This window comes from Streptomyces sp. 17_S59 (assembly GCF_056930295.1).
This window is the reverse complement of sequence record NZ_JBXOWD010000001.1, coordinates 814,163-837,540: the sequence shown is the minus strand read 5'-3', so window position 1 is coordinate 837,540 and position 23,378 is coordinate 814,163. Positions and strand designations below refer to the sequence as shown.

The following is a 23,378-nucleotide window of genomic DNA, read 5'->3' as shown; positions in this document are numbered from 1 at the left end:
CGGTCACCACGAGCCCCTCCAGCTTCACAGAAAGTACTGAACCGGCAACTGGGGATACACCCGTACGGAGGACCGCAGACCATGCCCGAGCCGACTCCCGAGAGCGCCGAGCCCGCACACGACCCCGAGGTGCTCCAGCTCGCGGCCAAGGTCTTCGACCTGGCCCGACACGGCGACACCGACACCCTGGCGGCCTACGTGGACGCCGGGGTACCGGCGAACCTCACCAACGACAGGGGGGATTCGCTCGTCATGCTGGCCGCCTACCACGGCCATCCCGCGACCGTCACCGCGCTGCTCGAGCGCGGGGCCGACCCGGACCGCCCCAACGACCGCGGGCAGACGCCGCTGGCGGGCGCCGTCTTCAAGGGGGAGAGCGAGGTCGTCCGCATCCTGGTCGCGCACGGCGCCGACCCGGCCGCCGGAGTGCCGTCGGCGCTGGACACCGCCGCCATGTTCGCCCGCCAGGACCTGCTGGACCTGCTCCGCGGCCAGTGACCGGAAGACCGGCCGGGACCGTCCCTGGGCACACGCCAGGAGGGCGTCCCCTCGGGCTCCCGGCCGGTCCTGCAAGCGAGTTGACCAGGCGTTACCGGGCTTGCACCGGGCCCGCTCCGGACCTTCCTCGGAAGCTTTCCTTAGAAGCTTCTTAAGCCTGCCCGCTATCAACTCCCCATGCACTTCATCAACTCCAGTCGCACCGCCCGCGCCGCTGCCGTCGCCCTCGCCGCGACCCTCCCGTGCGTCACCCTCGCCACCGGCTCCGCCGACGCGGCCGCGCGGCCCGCCCTGGCCGTCCGCGTGCACGACAAGCTCGTCGAGATCCCCGTCCGGGGCGGCACCGCCACCGTCGACACCGCCACCCTGCGCGTCACCGCCCGCACGGCCACCGGCACCGTGGAGCTGTCCGCGCCCGCCGCCACCGCGCCCGGCAGCGCCGGCCGCGTGACCGCCACCGCGGACGGCGCGCGCTGGACCTACGCGGACACCGGGCTGACCGTCACCGCCCGCGCCGACCACGGGCGGCTCCTCGTCTCCGTGCGCTCCACCGGCACCGCCGACCGCACCCTGAACTGGCCCGTCACCGGCACCGACGCCGCGTCCGCCGCCCTCCAGCTGCCGCGCGGCGAGGGCCTGTCGATACCCGTGGCCGACACCTTCTGGAACTCCTCCGCGGCGGGGCTCGCGGGCAGCGAGACCGGCCTGGACTCCGGCCTGTCCCTGCCCCTGTGGGGCTACACCCTCGGCCGCACCGGCACGAGTTACCTCGTCCCCACCGACATCGGCACCACCCTCAAGACCGCCTCGCAGCAGGGGAAGCTGCGCGCCACCGCGGCCCACACCTTCTCGCGCGCCGACGGCACCACCGAGTACACGGTGGCGATGAGCCTCACCGACGGCTCGCCCGTCGCCCCCGCCGCCGACTACCGCGCCTGGCTCAAGGAGAACGGCCGGCTCGGCAGCCTCCGGAGCAAGATGGCCGCCGTCCCCGCGAACAAGAAGCTGCTCGGCGCCTTCCACGCCTACACCTGGGGCCAGGCCCGTACCCCCGAGGCCGTCCGCAAACTGCGGGCGCTCGGCGTGGACCGCATGTGGCTCGGCTACGACGCCGACGACAGCCCCATGAGCGCCGCGGCCGTCGACGCTGCCAAGAAGGCGGGCTACCTCGTCGGTCCGTACGACTCCTTCGCCAACGGCCAGGACTCCGCGTCCTCCGACGCCCCCACCTCCGTCTGGCCCGACAGGATCTACCCCGACTTCTGCGTCCAGCGCGCCGACGGCACGCCCGAGCCCGGCTTCCACGACCGCGGCTGCTACCTCAGCTCCGAGGCCTTCGAGAAGGCCGAGCCCACCCGCCACTACCTCGCCGACCGCACCCGCAGGATGACGGCCAACGGCGCCGACAGCTACTTCCTGGACGTCGACGCGGCCGGCGAGCTGTTCCGCGACCACAGCGCCGCCCACCCCATGACCAAGGCGGGCGACCGGGCGAACCGCCTCGCCCGCATGAAGCGCATTTCCGAGGGCAGCCGCCTCGTGCTCGGCTCCGAGTCCGCCGGCTCCTGGGCCAACGAGGTCCTGGCGTTCGACCACGGCTCCGGCACCCCCGTGCACGACGGCCTCTGGAAGGCCGAGCGGGACAAGGACAAGTGGGGCGGCTACGCCCCCGCCAAGGCGCCGGGCGTCTTCTTCAAGCCCGCCGAACTCCCGGCCGACGTCGCCAAGGCGATGTACGACCCGACGTACCGGATCCCGCTCTACGAGACCGCGCTGCACGACTCCGTCGTCAACACCGAGCGCTGGGAACTGCCGTACGACAAGCTGCCGGCCCAGAAGACGGACCGGGCGCTGCTGGCGATGCTCTACAACACGCCGCTCAACTTCGTCCTCGACGGCGATGCGATCGACAAGCGGGGCAGCGAACTCGCGGCGCTGCAGAAGTACTTCTCGCCGCTGCACCAGGCGGCCGGGACGGAGGCGATGACCGGCTTCCGCACGCTCACGGGGGACCGGACGGTCCAGCGGACGGTCTTCGGTGACGGGGTGCTCACCGTCACGGCGAACTTCGGCAGCGGGGCGTACGAGGGCCTGCCGGGCGGCTGCGTCGACGCGAAGCTGAAGGGCGACAAGGAGACGCGCCGACTCTGCCCGGCGGACGTCAACCGGTAGGTGGGTGGGCGGGTGCGGGTGCCTGCGGCGCTGTTCCCCACCCCGCCCCTTCCCGAAACTGGGGGCTGCGCCCCCAGACCCCGCTCCTCAAACGCCGGAGGGGCTGATTTCAGGGGCGGGGTGGGGAAGAAAACCCCAGCACCGTCTCCACCGTGTCCGCCTCCCCCGCCCCCTTGTCCTCCCGGTACCGCACCACCCGCGCAAACCGCAACGTCACCCCCACCGGATAGCGGGACGACCGCTGCAAGCCGTCGAAGGCCACCTCCACCACCAGCTCCGGCCGCACCCGCACCACAAACCCGTCGTCGCTCACCGCCAGTTCCCGCAGCCGCCCCGTCTGCCACGCCAGCATCTCGTCCGTCAGCCCCTTGAACGTCTTGCCGAGCATCGCGAAGGAGCCGTCGGGGCGCCGCGCCCCCAGGTGCAGGTTCGACAGCTTGCCGCGCCGCCGCCCGTGCCCCCACTCCGCGGCCAGCACCACCAGGTCCAGCGTGTGCACCGGCTTCACCTTCAGCCACGACGCGCCCCGCCTGCCCGCGCCGTACCCGGCGTCCAGGGCCTTGAGCATCACGCCCTCGTGCCCCCGGCGCAGGACCTCGGCCGAGAACTCCCGGGCCGCCGCCCGCGCGTCCTCGTCCGCCGGGTCCGCCACCACCAGGCGCCGCACGCGCAGGGGCGCGGGCACCACCCGGGCCAGCACCGCGTGCCGCTCGGCCGTCGGCAGGGCCAGCAACTCGCGGCCGTCCACGGTCAGGACGTCGAAGAAGATTGGGGAGAGCGGCAGCGCGGCCCCCGCGGCCGCCACGTCGAGCCGGGAGCCGACCCGGCCGGCGGTCTCCTGGAAGGGGCGCGGCCGGCCGTCCGCGTCCAGGGCGATGATCTCGCCGTCCAGCACGGCCGAGGCCACCGGCAGTTCCAGCGCCACCGCCGTCAGCTCCGGCAGCCGCTCGGTGATCTCGTCCAGCGTCCGCGTGAAGATGCGCACCGCACCGCCGTCGCGGTGCACCTGCACCCGGATGCCGTCCAGCTTCTCCTCCACCGCGCACGGGCCCAGCCGGTCCAGCGCCTCGTCGAGGTCCTTGGCGCTCTGCGCCAGCATCGGCAGTACCGGTCGCCCCACCTCCAGCCGGAACTCCGCCAGCGCCGCGGGCCCTCCCGCGAGCAGTGCCCGGGCCACCGCACCCAGCGAGCCCCCGAGCATCACCGCCCGCCGCACCTCCTCCGGCACCGCCCCCGCGGCGGCCGCCAGGCCCTCGACGGCCAGTGCGTCCAGGGCGCCCTGCCGCAGTTCGCCGCCGATCAGCCGGAGCAGGAAGCGCTGCTCCCCGGCGGTGGCGGCGCCCAGCAACGCGCCGACCAGCCGCCTGCGTTCGGCCTGCGCGCCCGGACCCGAGACGGCCGCGATCGCGTCGAGCGCCCGGTCCACCTCCGTCACCGTCAGCGTGGCCTCCGCCGCCGGGGCGGGGGCGTCCCGCAGGGTGCTCCAGCCCACCCCGGTCCGCCGCTGCGGCAGGCGGCCCGCCAGATAGGGGATCACGACCGGCGCCTCCTCGGGCGCGGCCTCCCGGAACAGCCCGGCCAGCAGGGCGACCTTCTCCGTCCGGGCCCTCGTCGCCGCGACTGCCTCGGACACCCGCGCGAGCCGGTCGAGCAGCATGCCCTCATCGTGCCCCGCGGCCCCGCGCCGCGCAGCCCGGCTCAGCCGCCGACGCCGTGTTCCGCCTCCCGCCCCGCACCGTCGCTGATCCTGATCAGCACCGCCACCATCAGCCAGTTGGCCACCAGCGACGAACCGCCCTTGGCGAGGAACGGCAGCGCCTTGCCCGTCAGCGGGATCAGCCCCAGCACGCCGCCCGCCACCACGAACACCTGGAGCGCCAGCGCCGCGGACAGCCCGACCGCCAGCAGCTTGCCGAACGCGTCGGCCGAGCGCAGCGCCGTGCTGAGACCGCGCTGGACCAGCAGGGCGTACAGGAGCAGGACGGCCATCGTCCCGGCGAGCCCGAGATCCTCCCCGACCGTGGTGAGGATGAAGTCGCTCCGGCCCGCGAAGCGGATCAGCTCGGGGTGGCCGAGGCCCAGCCCGCTGCCCGTGACCCCGCCGCTGCCGAAGCTGAACATCGCCTGCGCGGCCTGGTCGGAGCCCGTGGCGCCCTCCTTGAAGGCGTCGAAGGGATGCAGCCAGGCGGTGATGCGTCCCTTGACGTGCGGTTCCATCGAGCCCACCGCGCCCGCCCCGGCCGCGGCCATCAGCAGGCCGCACACCACCCAGCCGGTGCGCTCGGTGGCCGCGTACAGCATCACCACGAACAGCCCGAAGAAGATCAGCGAGGTGCCCAGGTCGCGCTCGACGATCAGCACCAGCAGGCTCAGCGCCCACACCGTCAGGATCGGGCCGAGCTGCCGGCCCGGCGGCAGCCGCACGCCCAGCACCTTGCGGCCGGAGTTCGCGAGGGAGTCCCGGTGGAGCACCAGATAGCCCGCGAAGAACACCGCGATCATGGTCTTGACGAACTCGCCCGGCTGGAGCGACAGCGGGCCGAGGAGGATCCACCGCTTGGCGCCGTAGAGGTCACCGGGGAAGAACGCCGGCGCCATCAGCAGCACCAGCGCCACGGCCATCGTCAGATAGATGTAGCGCTGCAAGCGGCGGTGGTCCCGCAGCACCACCAGCACGCCGATGCAGACGGCCACCCCGATGACCGTCCACATCAGCTGGCCGGCGGCGGTCGGCTCGGCGTCGTACCGCCTGCTGTAGGCGGGGTCCAGTCGGTGCAGCAGCACCAGGCCGAACGCGGACAGCAGGACCGCGAGCGGGAGGATCAGCGGGTCGGCGCACGGGGCCCAGCGCCGCACCACCAGGTGCGGGACCAGCGCCAGGCAGGCCGTGCAGGCCGCGAAGCCGGGCAGGCCGCCCGGCAGCCGCCCGGTGGTCGCCAGACCCGTGTACGCATAGCCGGAACAGCTGATCAGCACGGCGAGGACGAGCAGCAGCGCCTCGCCGCGGCGCCGCCGGACGGCAGGGCGGGACGCCCGGCGCACACCGCTCTCGCCGCCGCCTTGGCGTCGTACGGTTTCCACGGTCATCCGGCCACCGTCCTGTGTCACATACCCGGACCTATACGCGTCTCGTATGAAGACTCGCCTCATCGCCCGCGCGTCACCGTGCGTGATGTCGCGCACACTTATTGGAATTGTCGTAACCGGCCGGTGCGGTGCCGAGTTGACGCACCGACACCGCAGGATCGACGACGCAGGACGGAGCAGTGGTTCAGCCATGAGCAAGCGCCAGAAGGGCCGCCGACACCGCAGGGTCAACCGCACCCCGCGCCCGGTGGGGGCATCCCGCCCCCAGACCCATCGCCCCGAGCCCGGACCGGAGGCCCGGACGGAGACCCGGACCGAGGTCCGGGCCGTGGCCCGGACCGAGCCGCGGCCGGTGCCCGGCCTCGGCCGCCACGAGGCCCGCACCTGGGACGGGCTGCTGGCGGCGGGCGACGGCGGGGCGTCCGTGGACGACCTGTGCGCGACGGTGGGCTATCAGGCGCGGACGATCGTCAAACACGTCACCGGGCTGGCCGGTCACGGCCTGGCGGAGCTGCGCGGCGGCCGCTGGTACGCGACGGCCGCCCCCGTCCGCGAGGAAATGCCCGCCGGACACTGACCGCACCGGGCCGGGGGATCATCCCGCACGCCCCGGCCCGGTGCCGCGCCGCCGCCCTGCGTCACTCCTCCTCCGGCCTCCGGTAGGCGCGGTAGCCGATCCGCAGCCGCGCCGGGTCGAAGCCGCGCGGCAGCGGCCGCCCCGGCCTCAGCCGCACTCCCGCCACCGCCAGCTCCCCGCCGCGCAGGAACTCCGCCACGAAGCCCGTGGCCAGCTGGAGTCCCAGCTCCGCGCCGCTGCACCGGGCCTCGCCCCGGCCGAACGGGTTGACGGCCCAGTCCGCCTCGGCCGTGCCGTCCAGCCACTTCTCCGGCGCGAACCGGTGCGCCCAGTCGATGCGCTCCTCGTCCCGGGCGTGGAACCCGGCCGGGACCAGCACGTTGACCCCGCCCGGCGCCACGCCCGACCGCCACCGCGTCTCGGCCGTGGTACGCCGCGTCAGCCCCGGCACCGGCGGCCACAGCCGGGCCGCGTCCAGCACACAGGCCCGCAGGTACGGCATGGCCTCGAAGCCCGCCGCCGTGCGGGCGCCGTGCCGCCGGTCGGCGGCCTCGACCTCCGCGGCGGCGCGCGCGTGGTGCTCCCGGTGCGTGGCGAGCAGGGACAGCGTCTGGAGCACGGTGGTGTGCACCGCGTCCAGCGCCATGAACCAGTGGGCGAGCTGTCCCTCGGGTGCGGTCTCCGGGCCCCGGGGCGCGGTGCGGAACAGACCGGTCAGGCTGCGCGGGTCGGCGTTGCACAGATAGCGCGCCTGCCGCTGCATCATCCGGCGCCGCAGCTGCCGGGACCGGGTGGCCCGCCAGCGCCGGGCGCCCACCCAGTTGGCCTCGGCCAGCAGCGCGTCCAGCAGCCGGGAGAACTCCTCGTCGCCGGCCGCCGCCTCGCCCAGGATGCAGCGCCGCCCGATGCGCTCCAGGCGCTGCCGGATCTGCGGGGCCGTCAGCCCGGCCTCCGCCTCGGGCCCCAGCAGCGCCCGCGCCTCCTCGCCCGCCACCCGCTGGAAGTGCCCGGCCAGCCGGTGCACGGGGCTGCCGGCGTCCAGCACCGCGTCGTTGAACGCCCGGCGCGCCGAGCGCTGCCGGCCGTGCGAGGCGGCCAGCGCCTCGGGCTGGACCGTGGCGAAGCCGCTCACCTTCTCCCAGGTGTCGACCGCGTACACCTCCACCGGGCCGTCCAGCACCTGCCGGGCGTCCTCGGCGTCGAGCACCAGCAGCGTGGGGCCGAAGGTGCCGCGCACCAGGACCGGGCCGCGGCCGTGCCGGCGGCGCAGGCCGCGCATCACCTCGGCGCCGAGCCGGTCGGGGTCCAGCCGGGCCACGAGCCGGGCGGCCCGGGGGCGGGCCCGGAAGGCGCCCTTGACGTACTGGGGCAGGAAATAGAGGAGGGCCAGCCGGAGGTTCTCGCCCCGGGAGGCGGCCGGCAGGGCGGACTGCGGGCCGGTGTCCGTGCACACGCCGCTGCCGCGGTCCTCGCTCGTCCAGGTCATGCCCGCACCTCCCCCGGGTCGAGCGGGCCTTCGGGAGCCGAGTCGCGGCGGTGCAGGGTGAGTTCGGCGCCCCCGGTGAGCCGTGCCTCGTGCGGCAGGGCCGCGCCGGGCGCGGTGGGCAGCTCACGCGTGGCTGCGCATACGGTCGTCATGCCTGGCACCTCTTGGGTCGTGTGGGCCGGACGGGGGAGGGGAGCATTGCCACTTCCCGTCCGGCGAAGCCATGACGCGGGAAGATCACCTGAGTATTCATCCGCGCGGGTGAATGCCCCCTGGCCTGCGAGGCGTTGCCGTCCGACGGGTTCTACCGTCGCCCGCATGCCTGACATGGATAAGATCATCCGACGTATTCGCCGGGAGATGGACTCGGAGCTGCGCAAACGGGCGCAGCGGGCGCTCGGTGGCCGGGACGGCTGGGCCGTTTCCGGGGACGTCGACGGCGGCGACGGTTCCGTCGCCGTGGACGGCCGGCTCACCGCCGCCGGCAGCGCGCACCAGCCGCCCGGCACGGATTGCTCCCGGCCCTCCGGCGCCGGCAACGCGGCGGCCCTGCCCGGCGAGTAGCGACCGCCCGCGGGCCGGCGCGGCCCGCGAAGGCCCCGCTGCCGGAGCAGCGGGGCGCGTCGGCCGCCGTCGGTCGGGTTCCTCGGGGCGCACCGGGTGCGGCGGCCGGAGCCCGGTGCTCCGAGTGCTCGGTCAGGTCACCGTCGTGCCCGCGCGCGGCCCAATCCCGCCACGGACAGGGCGACCAGGCACGACACGATGCCGACGACGACGTTGCTGACGTTGGCGGCCGTGGTGAAGGCGTGGCCCGCCACGATCCAGGGCGCCATGATCGTCCAAGCGGCGAGGCAGAGGGCCGACCAGCTCATGGCGTGTGTGCGCTCGTACGCCGAGCCGAAGCCGCCTACCAGGCAAGCGAAGGCGATACCGGTGATCAGGTTGTTGACTGCCAGGGTGGTCGAGCCGTTGAATCCCACAATCCATGGTGAGGCGGCCAAGTAGATGCCACAGAGGACTGCGAGTGCCTCAAGGCCCTGGGCGACGGGGGTCGCCGTCGTCTCCTCGGAGTGCGCACGAAGCGCCATGATGTCCGGGTGGTGTTCGATCCGCGGCGACGTAGGGGCGGTCACGTCAGCCACCTTCTTTCAGTGTGCAGGTCGGACCTGCTTGCATTTTAACTCAATTGGCTTGAAATTCACCCGAATGGCGGTGGAAAGTGACGCCTGGTTCGGAGACGGGGTATACGGCAGCCACACCCCGGGAAGGATCCCCGACCCAGCCCACGGCACCAGGGGGAGGAAGACCGTCATGGACGAACCCGAGGAATCCCACGGGCCGGAGGACCCCCTCCGAGCCCCCCGCCCCGACACCGCGGACGGCCCCGCGGCCGCCGTCCGCCCCACGGCCCCCGGCGACCGCCGGGCGGGGCCCGTCGCCGCCTTCGACGACGAGGACGACCTCGAGCCGCACATCGTCCGCGGCATCGACTGAGGGCGGCGTGGGCTGACGCTCACGGGACGTTCCCCGGGCGGACAGATCCACGTGGCCCGGTCCACGCGCTGGGGGCCGACAACACCCCTATGCGTGTCGTCATCGTCACCGAATCGTTTCCGCCCGACGTCAACGGCGTGGCCCACTGCGCCTGGCAGACCGCCCGACACCTCGTCCTGCGCGGCCACGAGCCGCTCGTGGTGGCCCCCGCCGGACCGCGCGGAGGCGGCGGCGGCGACGGCGACCGCGCCGAGGCGGACCCGTGCCCGGTCGTGCGCGTGCAGTCGGTGCCGCTGCCCGGCTACCCGCAGTTCCGCGTCGCCCTGCCCGGCAGGCGCCCGGGCGCCGTGCTCGCCGCGCACCGGCCCGACGTCGTCCACCTCGCGAGCCCGTTCGTCCTCGGGGCACGCGGCATGGCGGCCGCCGCCCGGCTGGGCGTGCCCGCCGTCGCCGTCTACCAGACCGACGTCGGCGGCTACGCCCGTACGTACCTGGGCACGGGCGAGGGCATCGCCTGGCGCCGGATCCGGGCCGTCCACTGCGCCGCCGACCGCACGCTCGCCCCTTCCGCCGCGGCCGCGCGGGACCTCGCCGGGCACGGGGTGCCCCGGGTGTGGCTGTGGCCGCGCGGCGTCGACTCCGAGCGCTTCCACCCCGCCCGCCGCGACCTGGAACTGCGCCGGGCGCTCGCCCCGGGCGGGGAGCTGATCGTCGGCTACGTGGGCCGCCTGGCGGCGGAGAAGCGCGTGGAGTTGCTGGCCCCGCTCTGCGCGCTGCCGGGCGTGCGCGTCGTCGTCGCGGGCGACGGCCCGTACGCGGCCCGGCTGCGCGCCGCCCTGCCCGGGGCGCGCTTCCTCGGCACCCGCACCGGCGACGAACTGGCCAGGATCTTCGCCTCGCTGGACGTCTTCGTCCACCCCGGCCCGCAGGAGACGTTCTGCCAGGCGCTCCAGGAGGCGCAGGCGAGCGGCTTGCCGGTGATCGCGCCGGCCGCGGGCGGTCCCCTGGACCTCGTCGAGCACGCCCGCACCGGCCTGCTCGTCCGCCCCGGCGATGCAGGAGCCCTGCGCGACGCGGTGCTGGCGCTCGAGACGGCCCGGCGGCTGCGCGCCGAGTACGGGCGGGCGGGCCGGACGTCCGTCCTGGGCCGCAGCTGGACGGTGGTCGGCGACCGGCTGCTGGACCACTACGAGGAAGTGCTGGACGAGCGCGCGCGGCGCGGGGAGCCCCGGGGGCGTGTCCGGCTCACGCCCGCACCGGAATGAACCGCACCGGCAGCCCCGGCACCGCCTGGGCCGCGGCGGCCAGGGCGGATTCGGGCACCACGCCGACGACGGGATAGCCGCCCGTCGTGGGGTGGTCGGCGAGGAAGACGACCGGGCGGCCGTCCGGGGGCACCTGGACCGCCCCGAGGACCAGGCCCTCGCTGGGGAGTTCACCCTCCGCGGCGCGGTCCAGCGGAGGCCCCTCGGTGCGCAGGCCGATGCGGTTGCTCGCGGGCGAGACCCGGTGACCCCCGCCCGCCAGGGTGCGCAGCGCCCGGTCCGTGAACCAGTCGTCGCGCGGGCCCAGGACCAGCGGCAGGACCAGCCCGGCCGTGGGCGGCGCGGCCCACGGCACGACGTCGGCGGCGGCCGGCGGCCCGCAGGGCGTACCGAGCGGCAGGGACGCGCCGTCGGCGAGAGGTTCGGGGCCCAGCCCCGACAGCAGGTCCCGGGAGCGGCTGCCCAGCACGGGCGGCACGGCCATGCCGCCCGCGAAGGCCAGATAGCTGCGCAGCCCGGCACCGGCCGGGCCCGCCTCGACGACGGCCCCCGCCGGTGCCCGCACCGCGGCGCCCCAGGCCGCCGGGCGGCCGTCGACCCTCACCGGGCAGGGCGCGCCGGTCACGGCGAACGTCACGGCCGAACCGGTGCGCACCGCACAGCCGTTGACCGTGGTCTCCAGCGTCGCGCACGTGCCGGGATTGCCGACGAGGCGGTTGGCGAGCCGGTGCGCGGGCTGGTCCAGCGCGCCGGACCGCGGCACGCCCAGGTGCGCGTGGCCGGGGCGGCCCAGGTCCTGCACGGTGGTCAGCGCCCCGGCCCGGACGACCGTCAGGGCGTTCACGCGCTCACCTCGAAGCGCACGCGCGTACCCGGCGCCAGCAGCGCGGCCGGTTCCCGCGCGGGGTCCCACAGGACCGCTTCGGTACGGCCGATGAGCTGCCAGCCGCCCGGGCTGGAGCGCGGGTAGATCCCGGTGTACGGCCCGGCCAGGCCCAGCGACCCGGCGGGCACGGCCGTGCGCGGCGTGGCGCGGCGCGGCACGTGCAGGTGCCCGGGCAGTCCCGTGAGATAGCCGAAGCCGGGCGCGAACCCGCAGAAGGCGACGCGGAATTCGAGGCCGCTGTGGATGCGGGCGACCTCGTCGACGGCGACGCCCCAGCGGGCCGCGACCCCGGCCAGGTCGGCGCCGTCGTAGCGGACGGGCAGGACGACCGGTGCCGGTTCGGCGGCCGGTCGCGGGGGCGCGGGGCGGCGGGTGAGGTCGGCGGCGAGGGAGCGCGGATCGTCCACTCCGTCCAGGAGTACGGTCCGGGCGGCGGGCACGATGTCCCGTATCCGCGGCAGCTCCCCGGCGGCGCGGCGGCGCAGCAGCTCGGCGTGCAGGGCCTGGGCCTGCTCGGGGCCGTCGACCTCCAGGAGCAGCGCATGGCGGCCCATCGGCAGGGCGCGCGGCGCGGGGTGCGCGGGCCCGGTCATGCGAACGCCGCCACGCGGACGCCCGCGGCCTCCAGGCCCTCGCGCACCCGGCGGGCCAGCTGCGCGGCACCGGAGGTGTCGCCGTGCAGGCACAGCGAGCGGGCGCGGACGGGCACCTCCTCGCCGGTGAGCGCGGTCACCGTGGCGGCGCGGGCCAGGCGCACGGAGCGGGCGACGACGGTGTCCGGGTCGTGGACCACGGCGTCGGGCTGCCGGCGCGGTACGAGCGTGCCCGCGGCGGTGTAGGCGCGGTCCGCGAACGCCTCGGCGACCACGGGCAGTCCGGCCCGCCCCGCCGCCTCGTGCAGCCGCGAGCCCGGCAGGCCGAGGACGGGCAGCCGACCGCCCGCGTGCAGGACGCCGGAGACCACGGCGGCCGCCTGTCCGGCGTCGGTCACCGCGCGGTTGTAGAGCGCGCCGTGCGGCTTGACGTAGGCGACGTCCGCGCCCGCCGCCCGCGCGAAGGCCCGCAGGGCGCCTATCTGATAGGTGATCTCGTCGGCCAGCTCGTCCGGGGGCACGTCCATGGCGCGCCGTCCGAAGCCCGCGAGGTCGCGGTAGGAGACCTGGGCGCCGATGCGCACACCGCGCTCGGCGGCGCGCTCGCACACCCGGCGCATGGTGGACGGGTCGCCCGCGTGGAAGCCGCAGGCCACATTGGCGCTGGTGACGACCGACAGCAGGGCGTCGTCGTCGGTGAGCTGCCAGCGGCCGAAGCCCTCGCCGAGGTCGGCGTTGAGGTCGAGCACGGGGCCCGGGGGGCGGCCGCCCGTGGTGCCGGTCATCGCCCTGCCTCCTGCATCGCGTCGAGCACGAGCCGCCGGGCCTCGTCCAGATAGGCGGTCAACTCCGCCTCGGCGCGGGTGCGGTCGCCGCTCTCCAGGAGCTTGGCGAGGGTGCGGTTGCGGGCCACGAACGGTTCGTGGAAGCGGCGTGGCGAGGGCATCGCGTGGAAGACCAGGCGCAGTTCGGCCAGCAGCCGGTCCATGGCGGCGTCGATGCGCGCGCTGCCGGCCAGGGCGGCCAGGGCCCGGTGGAAGCGCAGGTCCGCCGAGCCCACCTCCCGCCAGTCGCCCGCCGCGGCGGCGCGCTCGGCCTCCGCGACCGCGGCCGCGACCGCCTCCCGCAGCGGGGCGGGGGCGTCCCCCGCGGCCCGTACGCCCGCGGACTCGAGGGCGGCGCGCATGCGGTAGACGTCCGTGACGTCGGCGGGCTCCGGGACGCGGACGAAGACCCCGCGGTTGAGCCGGTGCACCACCAGGCCCTCGTGGACGAGCAGCCGGAACGCCTCACGCAGGGTGTTGCGCGACACCCCCAGCTCCCGGCCCAGGGCCTCCTCCGACAGCTGGGTGCCGGGCGGCAGTTCGCCGCCCTCGATGCGCTCGCGCAGGGCCGCGGCGGCACGCTGCGCGCTGGATCGGGCCATGGCGTCTCCGATGCAGGGACGGACGGTACGGCGGTGATTGCTGTTGACAGGGGTGAATTGCCGTTTCAGCATTGTCTATTGAGGATTGTTCAACAATATCTTAGCCTCCTCGCCAGTCGCCTCACCTGATCGAGTGAGGTCCGAGAATGCGGAAGGCTGACGCATGCTCGTACTCCTGGGCGTCCTCGTGGTGGTGGCCGGCTTCGCCACCCGACGCAACCCCCTCCTGGTGGTCGGCGCCGCGGGCATCGCCACCGGACTGCTCGGCGGGCTCTCGCCGCGACAGGTCCTGGCGGCCTTCGGCAACGGCTTCGCCGGCAGCCGCGCGGTGACCGTCTTCGCCGTCACGCTCCCGGTCATCGGCCTCCTGGAGCGCCACGGACTCCAGGAGCAGGCCCGGCGGATCGTCACCCGCTTCGCCGGCCTCACCGCGGGCCGCTTCCTCGCCCTCTACCTCCTGCTGCGCCAACTCACCGCCGCCCTGGGGCTGAACGGCGTCCTCGGGCAGGCCCAGACCGTGCGCCCGCTCGCCGCCCCGATGGCCGAGGGCGCCGCCGAGCGCCGGCACGGGCCGCTGACGGACCGGGCCCGCGAGAAGGTGCGCTCGTTCGCCGCCAGCGCCGACAACGTCGGGCTGTTCTTCGGCGAGGACCTCTTCCTCGCCGTCGGCTCGATCCTCCTGATCACCGGCTTCGTCAACACCACCTACCACACCCACCTGGAACCCCTGCGGCTCGCGCTGTGGGCCGTGCCGACCGCCCTGTGCGCACTCGCCGTGCACGGCTGGCGGCTGCTGCGCCTGGACCGGACGCTGGAACGCGCGGCGGCCGGCGGGGCGGTCGGCGAGACAGTCCGCGGGGCGGCCAAGTGATCAGGGCGGAATGGTTCTTCTGGCTCGTCGGCGGCCTCTTCCTGGTCATGGCCGCCCAGATGCTCACCGACCGCACCAACCCCAGGCGCCTCGGCACGGCCGCGTTCTGGGGCCTGCTGGGCCTGGGCTTCGGCTACAGCACCTGGGTCGTCGACGGGACCGCGCCGGCCGAACCGCTGGGCGCGGCCGTCCTCGTCATGGTCTGCCTCGCCGGCTTCGGCCGCACCGGGCGCGGCACGGCCCGCACCGCGACCGCCGCGCAGCGGGCCGCGAGCGCCGAGCGGCACGGCAGCAGGCTCTTCGTGCCCGCGCTCACCGTTCCCGCCGTCGCCCTGGTGTGCGCCGTCGGCGTCAAGCGGCTCTCCCTCGACGGCCGGCCGGTCCTGGAGAAGGGCAGCGAGACCGTCCTGGGGCTCGGCATCGGCTCGCTCGTCGCCCTGGCCGTGGGCATGGCGATGCTGCGGGAGAAGCGCCTGTCGGCCCCGCTGCACGCCGGGCGGTCGATGCTGGAGTCCATGGGCTGGGTCATGCTCCTGCCCCAGCTGCTCGCCACGCTCGGCGCGATCTTCTCCGTGGCCGGGGTCGGCGACCAGGTCCGCCGGATCACCACCGCGCTGCTGCCGGAGGGCGGGCCGGGGGCGGTCTTCCTCGCCGTCGTCGTCTACTGCACCGGCATGTTCGCGCTCGCCGCCGTCATGGGCAACGGCTTCGCCGCCTTCCCCGTGATGACCGCCGCCGTCGGCTGGCCGGTGCTGGTGGAACAGGCGCACGGGAACGCCCCGGCCGTGCTCGCCGTCGGCATGCTCGCGGGCTTCTGTGGGACGCTCGTGACGCCCATGGCCGCCAACTACAACGTCCTGCCCGCTGCGCTGCTGGAGCTGAAGGACCAGTACGGGCCCATCAAGGCCCAACTGCCGACGGCGTTCGTCCTGCTCGGCTGCAATATAGCCATCATGTCCGTTTTCGCCGTTTGATGGTGCGCGGCCGCGGGGGTCCGGTGGCACCGCCGCCGGGGCCACGCCGTAAACTGGGCCGCTCACGCGCGCGCCTGCGGACGGTGCGGACGGACGGAGCCCGCGCCGTTTCGTCCGATGTCAGCGCGACCGCCTAATCTGTGCGACGTGACTTCTCCAGCCCCGGCGGCCGTTCCGCCCCAGCTCAACGGGCCCGTGCGCCCTGCCCCGGGCCCGGCCGCCGACGAGGGCCTGGCCCGCCGTCTGCGCGCGCTCGCCTGCACCGCGCCGCTGCACGACCTGGACGCGCGCAAGGCCAACCTCGCGGGGGAGTACGGCGTCTACGCCATGGCGGAGGTGGCCCTCGCCGCCATCGACCTCGTCACGCTCACCATGGACTTCGATACCGGGGCCGACCACGAGCAGATAGTGACCAGGCTCCAGCCGCGCGTCGCCGCCCAGGCACCGGAGCGCCCCCAGGCCGAGCACGAGCGCGTGGCCCGCTGGGTCCTGGAGAACCTCATCAACGTCGGCAGCGTCGACCGCGGCTTCCGCGCCGTCTACGGCACGTTCGGCGCCGACGGCGTCTACGTCCGGCGCGACTACGACTTCAAGCTCGTCGAGGAAGTCCCCGGCCCCGGCGGCACCGTCTTCCTGCGCACCACCGACGAGGCCGTCAACGTCCTGGTCGGCGCCCTCGACACGGACGTCACCAGCGCCCAGATCGCCGCCGAGGTGAAGCTGGAGGTCCTCATCAGCCGGGGCCGGCTCGCCGACGCCCAGCTCGCCGCCGAGCAGGCCCGCTACCGCACCGTGCAGTACGCGGAGACCCTCCGCAAGACCCTCGACGCCACCCGGCGCAACGTCCGCGCCGTCGACTGGCTGAAGGCCGTCCCCGACATGATCGCCGAGGCCCTCGACCACGTCGCCGACCGCTACCGCCACGAGAACGCGATCCTCACCAACATCCGCAAGGCGCGCGACGAGGCGGAGGCTGTAGTCGATTCGAAGACGGCCGAGAACAAGCGCCGCGCCGCCGAGCTGGTCGACATCGTCAAGGACTGCATCCGCCGCCACACCCAGCTCCAGTCCCGCCTCCTGGAGGCCGGCCCCCTCTTCCGCGCGGAGCAGGACCGCCAGGCCTTCGCGACCCCGGCCGCCACCTCCGGCCTCGACCTGTACGGGCAGCTCCTGGCCCCCGTGCTGCCGCTCCCCGTCGAGCAGGCCGGCCGGGTCACCGACGCCTTCTTCACCCGGGGCACGGGGCTGCGCACGCCCGCCTCGGTGCGCGTCGGCGACCTCGTCGAGATGCTGCTGACGCCACCGGCCGAGCGCGAGCACCTCGGGGCGGAGATGCCCGAGCCGGACCTGGTGGAGACCCCCGACGACAGCCGCTTCAGCGAGGAGCAGCTGGCGAGCGCGATGGAGCTGCTGACCCTGCCGCCGGACGCGCCGCGCCGCCTCTCCGGCCTGCTGGCCGACGCCCGCCGCCGCGACCCCGAACTGCCCTACCTGGTCGCCCTGCTGGCCGTCCACGCCGCGAGCCCCGCGGTCGGCACGGCCTACCGCCAGGGCGAGCGGTCCCTGCTCTTCGCCGTCGACGACGGCACGCAGCTCGACGACCCGGAGTTCGGCGGCGCGGACCTCGTCGTGGGCACGGCCCTGCTGGACGCGGCCGGCATGGCGGCGGACCGCGCGGAGGCGACGTGAGCGCCGCTGCCCGGGGCCGGTTCGGCACCGCCGGGTTCCCCGGTGGGGGTGGCCCGCCGTTGCGGCGGAGGATTTTCCCCGATCCCGCCCCTTCCCGAAACTGGGGGCAAGCCCCCAGACCCCCGGGGTCCGGGGCGGAGCCCCGCCCTGCGGCGGAGCCGCAAATCGGATACAGCGGGAAGGGGCGGGACTGGGGAATCCCACACCGCCGCGACGGCGCGCAACCCCCACCGGGGAAGCCCGGCGGTGCCGGACCGACCACACCCCCCACACCCCATGGACTCCCAGCAGGAGCAAGAGAACGTGACTGAGTACGAGGCCTACGACCCGGCGCAGCCGGACCCCGCGTCCGCCGGCGAGGCGGAGGCCCCCGCGGCGAGCGGCACCGTACAGGTGACCCCCGCCGACGCGGCCGACGCCGCCCGCCTCGTCGCCTTCGGGCTGCAGCCCAAGCTGCAGCCCGCCCGCGACGCCGAGTACGCCGAGCTGCTGCGCCGCCACCGCGACGACCCCGCGTTCGCACGGCTCGCGGACGCCGTCGCCGCCGGGCTCGGCCTCGTCGTCCTGGAGGTCTCCACGCGCGCCGGCATGGCCGTGACCGCCGCCGAGGACTCCGTCTTCGCGGTCCGCATGGGCGACTACGCCCGCCGGGCCACCGTCGACTCCGGCGACCGCTTCCTGCACGGCCTCGCCCACCTGGCTGTCGCCGCCATGGCCTTCCCCCGCCCCGAGGACCTCACCGACGACGGCTACATCGGCCGCGTCACCGTCAACGGCGTCGACGCCTTCGTGCGCCAGGCCTGCCGCCGCCTGGAGGAGAGCGCCGCCGAGCAGGGCGAGAACACCGACCCCACCACCGACGCCCCCGGCCTGGAGGCCGCCTGGCGGGTCTACGCGCGCCGCAGCGCGACCGGTGCCACCAAGGACGCCCGCCGCCTCGCCGGCTCCACCACCGGCATCATCGCCAAGGCCGTCACCTTCCTCGTCGACTCCGGCTTCCTCCAGCGCACGGGCGACGAGGCCGGAGGCACCTACCGCACCACGGCCCGCTACCAGCTCCAGGTCCGCGACATGGCGGGCAGCGCCGCCATGGCCGAGCTGCTGGAGCTGGGCGTCGTGCCCGTCGGCGACGGCACCGCCACCCTGCTGCCGCCGGACCACACCGACGACCTCGAACTGGTCGCCGACGCCGGCCTGCCCTTCCACGCGTAAACCGTCAACCCCAGCGACAAACGAGAGTCCGCCGCCATGTACGAGCTGTCCCGGGTCCGCCTCTACTCCATCGGACCCGCCGGTGCGCGCTACGCCGACACCGTGCTGGACCTGCGCGGAGTGGGCGCCCCGGTGCCCACCCCCGCGCCCGCGCAGGCGGACTTCTTCGAGGAGGAGCCGGTCGGCCCGCCGCGCCGCCCCGCGCCCGCCGGCGTGCTCTTCCTGGAGAACGGCGGCGGCAAGTCCGTGCTGCTCAAGCTGATCTTCTCGGTCATGCTGCCGGGCCACCGCAACACCCTGGGCGGCGCCAGCTCGGGCGTGCTCCGCAAGTTCCTCCTCGCCGACGACTGCGGGCACGTCGCCCTGGAGTGGCAGCACGTCCTGACCGGCGAGAGCATCGTCGTCGGCAAGGTCAGCGAGTGGCGGGGCCGCCAGGTCTCCAACGACCCGCGCAAGTTCGCCGAGGCCTGGTACTCCTTCCGCCCCGGCCCGGGCCTCAGCCTGGACTCGCTGCCGGTCGCCGAGTCCACCGCCATGCGCCCGAAGGCGGACGGCGCCTCCGGCGCCCGCGGCCGCCGCCGCACCATGAAGGGCTTCCGCGACGCCGTCACCGAGGCCGGCAAGGCGTACCCCAACCTCGACGTGGTCTGGGAGGAGATCCACGAGCGCTGGAACGAGCACCTCGGCGAGCTGGGCCTCGACCCCGAACTCTTCCGCTACCAGCGCGAGATGAACGCCGACGAGGGCGAGGCCGCCGGCCTCTTCGCCGTCAAGAACGACTCCGACTTCACCGACCTGCTGCTGCGCGCGGTCACCGACACCCGCGACACCGACGGCCTCGCCGACCTCGTGCACGGCTTCGCCCACAAGCTCGGCCGCAGGGCCGAGCTGACCGCCGAGCGGGACTTCACCGCCGGCTCGCTCGACCTGCTGTCCCGCATCGCCGAGTCGGCCGTCCAGCGCGACCGGGCCCGCGGGGTGCACGCCGGGGCCGAGCGCCGCACCCGGGTCCTCGCCCGCCGGCTCTCCGCGCGCGGCGCCGAGGAGCGCGGCCGCGCCGCCGAGCTGGCCGGCCGCGTCGCCGCCGCCGCGCACGCCGTCACCGACGCCGAGACCGAGCGCGGCCGCAGCTCGCTGGTCGCCGCCGAACTCGCCTTCCGGCACGCCTCCCTGGCGCTCGCCGCCGCGGAGAAGGCCGCGGCCGCCCAGCGCCGCGAGCTGAACGACGCCCGGACCCTGCACTCCGCCTGGCAGGCCGCCGAGACGGTGCTGCGGCACCGGGCCGCCGCCGACCGCTCCGCCCGGGTGGCCGCCGCCATCCACGAGGCCGAGCGGGACGCCGCCCCCGCCCTGGCGGCGCGCTCCCTCGCCGCCGTCGAACTCGTCCGTGCCCTCAACGCCGCCGCCGAGAAGGGCGAGCGCCTCGCCAACGAGCAGGAGGAACGATCCGCCGTCCTCCAGGAGACGGGCGAGGCCGCCCACCGGGACGCCACCGCCGCCGCCACCGAGGCGCAGCGCGCCCGCAGCGAGGCCGGCCACCTGCGCCAGCGCCTCGCCGAGGTCGAGCAGGAGACGGCCGAGGCGGTCCGGGCCGGCTGGATCGACGACAGCGGTCCGGACGCCGACCCCGCCCGCGCCGCGCTCGCCGCCAGCGATGCCGAGAAGCCCGCCGTCGCGGCGTACGAGGCCGCGCGGGACACCGCCCGCCAGGCTGCCGACCGGGCCAAGGAGGCGGCCGCCGCCGAGTCCCGCGCCGAGCTGACCGCCGCCCGCGCCGCCGACGCCGCGAGCGCGGCGGAGGCCGCGTACGAGGCGGAGCGCCGCGCGGCGGAGTCCATCGGCGCGGAGCAGCGCTTGGTCGAGCTGCTCGGCCTGCCCCAGCCCGCCGCCTCCGGCCAGGTCCCGGGCCAGCGCGCGGCCGAGGACGGCACCCCGGGCACGGCGGGCCGTCCCGGGCATGCCCCCCTCACCGCCGAGGAGCTGGACCGCAACGCCGACGCCCTCCGCGAGCTGCTCGACGAGAACGTCTCCGCGGCCGAGCGGCACCTGTTCGACCTGCGCACGGCCGCCGCCGACGACTCCCGCATCCTCGGCGCGCTCGGCGACGGCGGCCTGCTGCCGCCCAGCCCCGACGTGCTGGCCGCGGTCGAGTACCTCGGAGAGCACGGCATCCCCGCGCTCCCCGGCTGGCGCTACCTCGCACAGTCCGTCGACCCGGCCGACCACGCCGCCGTGCTCGCCGCCCGGCCCGAGCTGGTCGACGGCGTCGTCGTCACCGACCCCGACTCGCACGCCCGCGCCCGCGAGGTGCTCGGCGCGGCCTCCTTGCTGCCGCGCTCCGCCGTGGCCGTCGGCACGGCCGCCGCCCTGCTCGCCCCCACCCCCGACGGCGAGGACACCGGGGTGTTCCTGGTGCCGCCGAACCCCGCCATGCACGACGAGCGCGCCGCCGACGAGGAGCGGCACGCCCTGCGCGAGCGCGCCATGGCCCGGGACGAGGAGATCCGCGCCGTAGCGGCACGGCTGGCCGGCGACCGCACGCTCGCCGCCCGCCTCGCCTCCTGGCGCGCCGGCTGCCCCCAGGGGCGGCTCGCCGAGCTGTCCGCCGAGGCCGAGCGCACCGGCGCCGCCGCCGGGGCCGCACAGGAGGCGCTCGCCGAGGCCCGTACCGCCCGTGCCGAGGCCGACGAGGCGGCGGCCGAGACGGCGCACGTCCGCGACGAGCGCCAGGAGGCCGCCCAGCGCGCCCGCCGCGTCGCCGACGCCCTCGCGGGCCTCGCCTACCGGCTGCGCGAGCGCGCCAACTGGCAGAGCAGGCTGCGCGAACTCGCCGAGGAGGCCACCGAGTCCGAGGAGCGCGCGGCCGTCTGCGTGGACCGGGCCCGCGCCGCCGACGAGGACCGCCGCGCCGCCCAGCGCGCCGCCGACGACGCGCGCCGCACGGCCCGCGCCCTGCGCGCCGAGCGCGCCGAGATCGCCGGCGCCCCCGACGACGTCCCCGAGGGCACCGAGCCGCCCTCCGCCTCCCTCCCCGCGCTGCGCGAGGCCTACCGCGCCGCCTCGCAGGTCTACGAGAAGGTCGGCGTCGGCGCCGACCTGCGCGCCGAGCAGGCCCGCGCGGAGAGCGACGAGAGCGCGGCCCGCGCCGAACTCGACCGCCTCACCAACAAGGTCCGCACCCGGGCCGCCCAGCTCCTGGAGGGCACCGACGGCGCCGACGGCCCGTCCCGGCAGGCCGCCGCGGCCCGCGCCGAGGCGCTCGTGCAGATGCTGGAGACCCGCGCCTCCACCGCCAGCGAGCAGCTCGGCCGGCTGCGCGGCGAGGCCGAGCGCCTCGCCCCGGCCGACGGCGACGCCCACACCGAGCTGCCCGAGGAGCTGGTGCCCTCCGACGCCGACCGGGCGAAGGAGCTGCTGCGCACCGCCACCGCCGGACTCGCCGCCCGCACCGAGGCCCTGGAGGCCGCCCGCACCGCCCACGGCGACCTGCTGCGCGCCCACCGGGCCGCCGAGGACGCGGCCACCGGCTTCGACGACACCGCGGCGCTCCTGCGCGACCAGCTGCGCGACAACTCCCCGGAGGAGGACGCCGAGCAGCCCGAGCCGTACGCCGGGACGCTGGAGGAGGCCCGCCAGGCCGCCGCCGAGGCCCGGCGCTCCCTGCGCGGCTGCGCCGGCGACCTGTCGGCCGCCGAGTCGGCGGTCCGCGAGGCCGGCGACGTCCTCGTACGGCACGCCAACTCCGGCCGCTACGAGCAGGTGCGCACCCCGGCCCGCCAGCAGATCCGCGAACTGCCCGCCGCCGCGCTGCCGGAGCACGCTGCGGCCTGGGCGGAGGCGTTCGCGCCCCGGCTGCGGGTGCTGACAGACGAGCTGGAGCAGCTCGAGCGCAACCGCGGCAGCATCGTGGACCGGCTGCGCGGCCTGGTGGAGTCCTCACTGGCCACGCTGCGCTCCGCGCAGCGCCTGTCCCGGCTGCCCGAGGGGCTGGGGGAGTGGTCGGGCCAGGAGTTCCTGCGCATCCGCTTCGACGACCCGGACCAGAGCACGCTCACCGAGCGGCTCGGCGAGGTCATCGACGAGGCCACCCGCTCCGCCGTCAAGAAGAACTCCGACCTGCGCCGCGACGGCATGTCGCTGCTGCTGCGCGGCGTCCGGGCGGCCCTCCAGCCGCGCGGCGTGGCCGTCGAGATCCTCAAGCCCGACGCGGTGCTGCGCGCCGAGCGCGTGCCCGTCGGCCAGATGGGCGACGTGTTCTCGGGCGGCCAGCTGCTGACCGCGGCCATCGCCCTGTACTGCACCATGGCGGCGCTGCGCAGCAACGACCGGGGCCGCGACAAGCAGCGGCACGCGGGCACGCTGTTCCTGGACAACCCGATCGGCCGGGCCAACGCCACCTACCTGCTGGAGCTCCAGCGGGCCGTGGCCGATGCGCTGGGCGTCCAGCTGCTCTACACCACGGGCCTGTTCGACACCACGGCGCTGGCCGAGTTCCCGCTGGTCATCCGGCTGCGCAACGACGCCGACCTCCGGGCGGGGCTGAAGTACATCAGCGTCGAGGAGCACCTGCGGCCCGGTCTTCCGCAGGAGCGGGCCGACGAGAACGGGGCGGCGGAGAAGGTGCACGGCGAGATCACGGCCACGCGGATGTTCCGGAGGCCCGCGGAGGAGGAGCCGGTACCGGCGGCGCGCTAGCGCGCCACCGGGTGACGACCCGTCAGGGGTAGCCCGGGCGCCGCGCCCTGCGCACGCGCCGGGCGGTGCTGCTGGGCACGGACACCACGCCGTGCCGCTGCCGCCACACCTGACGGGTCACCCAGACGTCGAGCACGCCCCAGGTGGCCAGCACCGTGCCGGCCACCGCGCACAGCACCGCAGGGAAGGCGAACCAGGAGCCGGCGAGGGCGAACAGTATCGTCACCATCGTCTGCACCAGCGTCAGCGCGACGAAGAGCCCCGCGCGCACCGCTGCGGTGCGCACGGGATCGGGCATCCGCGGCCTCCTGGCCGGCCCCTCGACCCACAACGGCCTGCGGATGGACGCCGGAATGTCGTGATCCCGGTCCATGGCGGCTCACCTCCCCCAGCGCAGCCCTGCACGGGCTCTCCCCAGAAGCGCCTCGAATCGGTCCGGACAGCGGGACATCG

At 75.6% G+C, this 23,378-nt stretch carries 20 protein-coding genes and 1 pseudogene; 11 read left to right on the top strand and 10 right to left on the bottom strand.

Features of this window, described 5'->3' with window-relative positions:
• Positions 1–81: 81 nt before the first annotated feature.
• Positions 82–498, top strand: a complete 417-nt coding sequence (locus AC1Z4A_RS03405) for an ankyrin repeat domain-containing protein (RefSeq protein WP_483676329.1) — start codon at positions 82–84, stop codon at positions 496–498.
• A gap of 177 nt (positions 499–675) precedes the next feature.
• A complete protein-coding gene (locus AC1Z4A_RS03400) occupies positions 676–2,670 on the top strand; it encodes a glycoside hydrolase (RefSeq protein ID WP_483676328.1) in 1,995 nt (664 codons plus the stop codon).
• Between the two features lie 109 nt (positions 2,671–2,779).
• Here AC1Z4A_RS03400 and AC1Z4A_RS03395 read toward each other — a convergent pair whose 3' ends face one another.
• Both AC1Z4A_RS03395 and AC1Z4A_RS03390 read right to left on the bottom strand, forming a co-directional pair.
• Positions 2,780–4,327 (bottom strand): ATP-dependent DNA ligase, encoded by a 1,548-nt coding sequence (locus AC1Z4A_RS03395; protein ID WP_483676327.1) that lies wholly within the window; start codon positions 4,325–4,327, stop codon positions 2,780–2,782.
• 41 nt (positions 4,328–4,368) lie between these two features.
• The gene (locus AC1Z4A_RS03390; protein WP_483676326.1) at positions 4,369–5,757 is read right to left on the bottom strand and encodes an FtsW/RodA/SpoVE family cell cycle protein; all 1,389 of its coding nucleotides are present in this window, start codon (positions 5,755–5,757) and stop codon (positions 4,369–4,371) included.
• A gap of 190 nt (positions 5,758–5,947) precedes the next feature.
• Between AC1Z4A_RS03390 and AC1Z4A_RS03385 the strand changes: the two genes are divergently transcribed.
• The gene (locus AC1Z4A_RS03385) at positions 5,948–6,334 is read left to right on the top strand and encodes a hypothetical protein (RefSeq protein WP_483676325.1); all 387 of its coding nucleotides are present in this window, start codon (positions 5,948–5,950) and stop codon (positions 6,332–6,334) included.
• Between the two features lie 61 nt (positions 6,335–6,395).
• On the opposite strand, the gene AC1Z4A_RS03380 is transcribed toward AC1Z4A_RS03385, so the two are convergent.
• Positions 6,396–7,820 (bottom strand): cytochrome P450, encoded by a 1,425-nt coding sequence (locus AC1Z4A_RS03380; protein WP_483676324.1) that lies wholly within the window; start codon positions 7,818–7,820, stop codon positions 6,396–6,398.
• On the bottom strand, positions 7,817–7,972 hold the full coding sequence (locus tag AC1Z4A_RS03375) for a hypothetical protein (protein WP_483676323.1): 156 nt from the start codon (positions 7,970–7,972) through the stop codon (positions 7,817–7,819). Before AC1Z4A_RS03375 ends, AC1Z4A_RS03380 begins: the two co-directional genes overlap by 4 nt.
• Positions 7,973–8,138: 166 nt before the next feature.
• Here AC1Z4A_RS03375 and AC1Z4A_RS03370 point away from each other — a divergent pair, with 166 nt between their 5' ends.
• Positions 8,139–8,384, top strand: coding sequence for a hypothetical protein (locus tag AC1Z4A_RS03370; RefSeq protein WP_483676322.1), 246 nt, complete (start codon positions 8,139–8,141; stop codon positions 8,382–8,384).
• A 137-nt stretch (positions 8,385–8,521) separates the two neighbouring features.
• Here AC1Z4A_RS03370 and AC1Z4A_RS03365 read toward each other — a convergent pair whose 3' ends face one another.
• Positions 8,522–8,953, bottom strand: coding sequence for an SPW repeat protein (locus tag AC1Z4A_RS03365; RefSeq protein WP_483676321.1), 432 nt, complete (start codon positions 8,951–8,953; stop codon positions 8,522–8,524).
• 178 nt (positions 8,954–9,131) lie between these two features.
• Here AC1Z4A_RS03365 and AC1Z4A_RS03360 point away from each other — a divergent pair, with 178 nt between their 5' ends.
• On the top strand, positions 9,132–9,314 hold the full coding sequence (locus AC1Z4A_RS03360; RefSeq protein ID WP_483676320.1) for a hypothetical protein: 183 nt from the start codon (positions 9,132–9,134) through the stop codon (positions 9,312–9,314).
• Positions 9,315–9,403: 89 nt separating this feature from the next.
• The gene (locus AC1Z4A_RS03355) at positions 9,404–10,579 is read left to right on the top strand and encodes a glycosyltransferase family 4 protein (RefSeq protein ID WP_483676319.1); all 1,176 of its coding nucleotides are present in this window, start codon (positions 9,404–9,406) and stop codon (positions 10,577–10,579) included.
• Here the strand turns inward: AC1Z4A_RS03355 and AC1Z4A_RS03350 are convergent.
• The 4 genes from AC1Z4A_RS03350 to AC1Z4A_RS03335 are packed head-to-tail and all read right to left on the bottom strand — an operon-like array spanning position 10,560 to position 13,484.
• Positions 10,560–11,423 (bottom strand): 5-oxoprolinase subunit C family protein, encoded by an 864-nt coding sequence (locus AC1Z4A_RS03350; protein WP_483676317.1) that lies wholly within the window; start codon positions 11,421–11,423, stop codon positions 10,560–10,562. The two genes, AC1Z4A_RS03355 and AC1Z4A_RS03350, sit on opposite strands and share 20 nt — an antisense overlap.
• Positions 11,420–12,058, bottom strand: coding sequence for a 5-oxoprolinase subunit B family protein (locus AC1Z4A_RS03345; protein WP_483676316.1), 639 nt, complete (start codon positions 12,056–12,058; stop codon positions 11,420–11,422). The genes AC1Z4A_RS03350 and AC1Z4A_RS03345 overlap by 4 nt, the downstream gene beginning before the upstream one ends.
• A complete protein-coding gene (locus AC1Z4A_RS03340) occupies positions 12,055–12,843 on the bottom strand; it encodes a LamB/YcsF family protein (RefSeq protein WP_483676315.1) in 789 nt (262 codons plus the stop codon). The genes AC1Z4A_RS03345 and AC1Z4A_RS03340 overlap by 4 nt, the downstream gene beginning before the upstream one ends.
• Positions 12,840–13,484 carry a GntR family transcriptional regulator gene (locus tag AC1Z4A_RS03335; RefSeq protein WP_483676314.1) on the bottom strand — a complete coding sequence of 215 codons (645 nt, stop codon included), beginning with the start codon at positions 13,482–13,484 and terminating at the stop codon, positions 12,840–12,842. The genes AC1Z4A_RS03340 and AC1Z4A_RS03335 overlap by 4 nt, the downstream gene beginning before the upstream one ends.
• A gap of 163 nt (positions 13,485–13,647) precedes the next feature.
• Here AC1Z4A_RS03335 and AC1Z4A_RS03330 point away from each other — a divergent pair, with 163 nt between their 5' ends.
• The 5 genes from AC1Z4A_RS03330 (at position 13,648) to AC1Z4A_RS03310 (ending at position 22,925) form a co-directional block, all read left to right on the top strand.
• Positions 13,648–14,355, top strand: coding sequence for a DUF969 domain-containing protein (locus AC1Z4A_RS03330; RefSeq protein ID WP_483676313.1), 708 nt, complete (start codon positions 13,648–13,650; stop codon positions 14,353–14,355).
• Positions 14,352–15,329, top strand: a complete 978-nt coding sequence (locus tag AC1Z4A_RS03325) for a DUF979 domain-containing protein (RefSeq protein ID WP_483676312.1) — start codon at positions 14,352–14,354, stop codon at positions 15,327–15,329. Before AC1Z4A_RS03330 ends, AC1Z4A_RS03325 begins: the two co-directional genes overlap by 4 nt.
• Positions 15,330–15,476: 147 nt before the next feature.
• A complete protein-coding gene (locus AC1Z4A_RS03320) occupies positions 15,477–17,018 on the top strand; it encodes a hypothetical protein (RefSeq protein WP_483676311.1) in 1,542 nt (513 codons plus the stop codon).
• Positions 17,019–17,411: 393 nt separating this feature from the next.
• Positions 17,412–18,230, top strand: coding sequence for a hypothetical protein (locus tag AC1Z4A_RS03315; protein ID WP_483683489.1), 819 nt, complete (start codon positions 17,412–17,414; stop codon positions 18,228–18,230).
• Positions 18,231–18,266: 36 nt separating this feature from the next.
• The gene (locus AC1Z4A_RS03310; RefSeq protein WP_483676310.1) at positions 18,267–22,925 is read left to right on the top strand and encodes a coiled-coil domain-containing protein; all 4,659 of its coding nucleotides are present in this window, start codon (positions 18,267–18,269) and stop codon (positions 22,923–22,925) included.
• Between the two features lie 37 nt (positions 22,926–22,962).
• Here the strand turns inward: AC1Z4A_RS03310 and AC1Z4A_RS03305 are convergent.
• Positions 22,963–23,298: pseudogene (locus tag AC1Z4A_RS03305) on the bottom strand (hypothetical protein); the annotation flags it as partial.
• Between the last annotated feature and the right edge of the window lie 80 nt (positions 23,299–23,378).

Excerpts from the sequence above, each read along its gene's own strand:
- AC1Z4A_RS03355 (WP_483676319.1), top strand. The coding sequence starts at position 9,404 with ATGCGTGTCGTCATCGTCACCGAATCGTTTCCGCCCGACGTCAACGGC.
- AC1Z4A_RS03400 (WP_483676328.1), top strand. The coding sequence starts at position 676 with ATGCACTTCATCAACTCCAGTCGCACCGCCCGCGCCGCTGCCGTCGCC.
- AC1Z4A_RS03405 (WP_483676329.1), top strand. The coding sequence starts at position 82 with ATGCCCGAGCCGACTCCCGAGAGCGCCGAGCCCGCACACGACCCCGAG.
- AC1Z4A_RS03375 (WP_483676323.1), bottom strand. The coding sequence starts at position 7,972 with ATGACGACCGTATGCGCAGCCACGCGTGAGCTGCCCACCGCGCCCGGC.
- AC1Z4A_RS03395 (WP_483676327.1), bottom strand. The coding sequence starts at position 4,327 with ATGCTGCTCGACCGGCTCGCGCGGGTGTCCGAGGCAGTCGCGGCGACG.
- AC1Z4A_RS03340 (WP_483676315.1), bottom strand. The coding sequence starts at position 12,843 with ATGACCGGCACCACGGGCGGCCGCCCCCCGGGCCCCGTGCTCGACCTC.
- AC1Z4A_RS03335 (WP_483676314.1), bottom strand. The coding sequence starts at position 13,484 with ATGGCCCGATCCAGCGCGCAGCGTGCCGCCGCGGCCCTGCGCGAGCGC.
- AC1Z4A_RS03310 (WP_483676310.1), top strand. The coding sequence starts at position 18,267 with ATGTACGAGCTGTCCCGGGTCCGCCTCTACTCCATCGGACCCGCCGGT.
- AC1Z4A_RS03360 (WP_483676320.1), top strand. The coding sequence starts at position 9,132 with ATGGACGAACCCGAGGAATCCCACGGGCCGGAGGACCCCCTCCGAGCC.
- AC1Z4A_RS03380 (WP_483676324.1), bottom strand. The coding sequence starts at position 7,820 with ATGACCTGGACGAGCGAGGACCGCGGCAGCGGCGTGTGCACGGACACC.
- AC1Z4A_RS03370 (WP_483676322.1), top strand. The coding sequence starts at position 8,139 with ATGCCTGACATGGATAAGATCATCCGACGTATTCGCCGGGAGATGGAC.
- AC1Z4A_RS03390 (WP_483676326.1), bottom strand. The coding sequence starts at position 5,757 with ATGACCGTGGAAACCGTACGACGCCAAGGCGGCGGCGAGAGCGGTGTG.
- AC1Z4A_RS03385 (WP_483676325.1), top strand. The coding sequence starts at position 5,948 with ATGAGCAAGCGCCAGAAGGGCCGCCGACACCGCAGGGTCAACCGCACC.
- AC1Z4A_RS03330 (WP_483676313.1), top strand. The coding sequence starts at position 13,648 with ATGCTCGTACTCCTGGGCGTCCTCGTGGTGGTGGCCGGCTTCGCCACC.
- AC1Z4A_RS03345 (WP_483676316.1), bottom strand. The coding sequence starts at position 12,058 with ATGACCGGGCCCGCGCACCCCGCGCCGCGCGCCCTGCCGATGGGCCGC.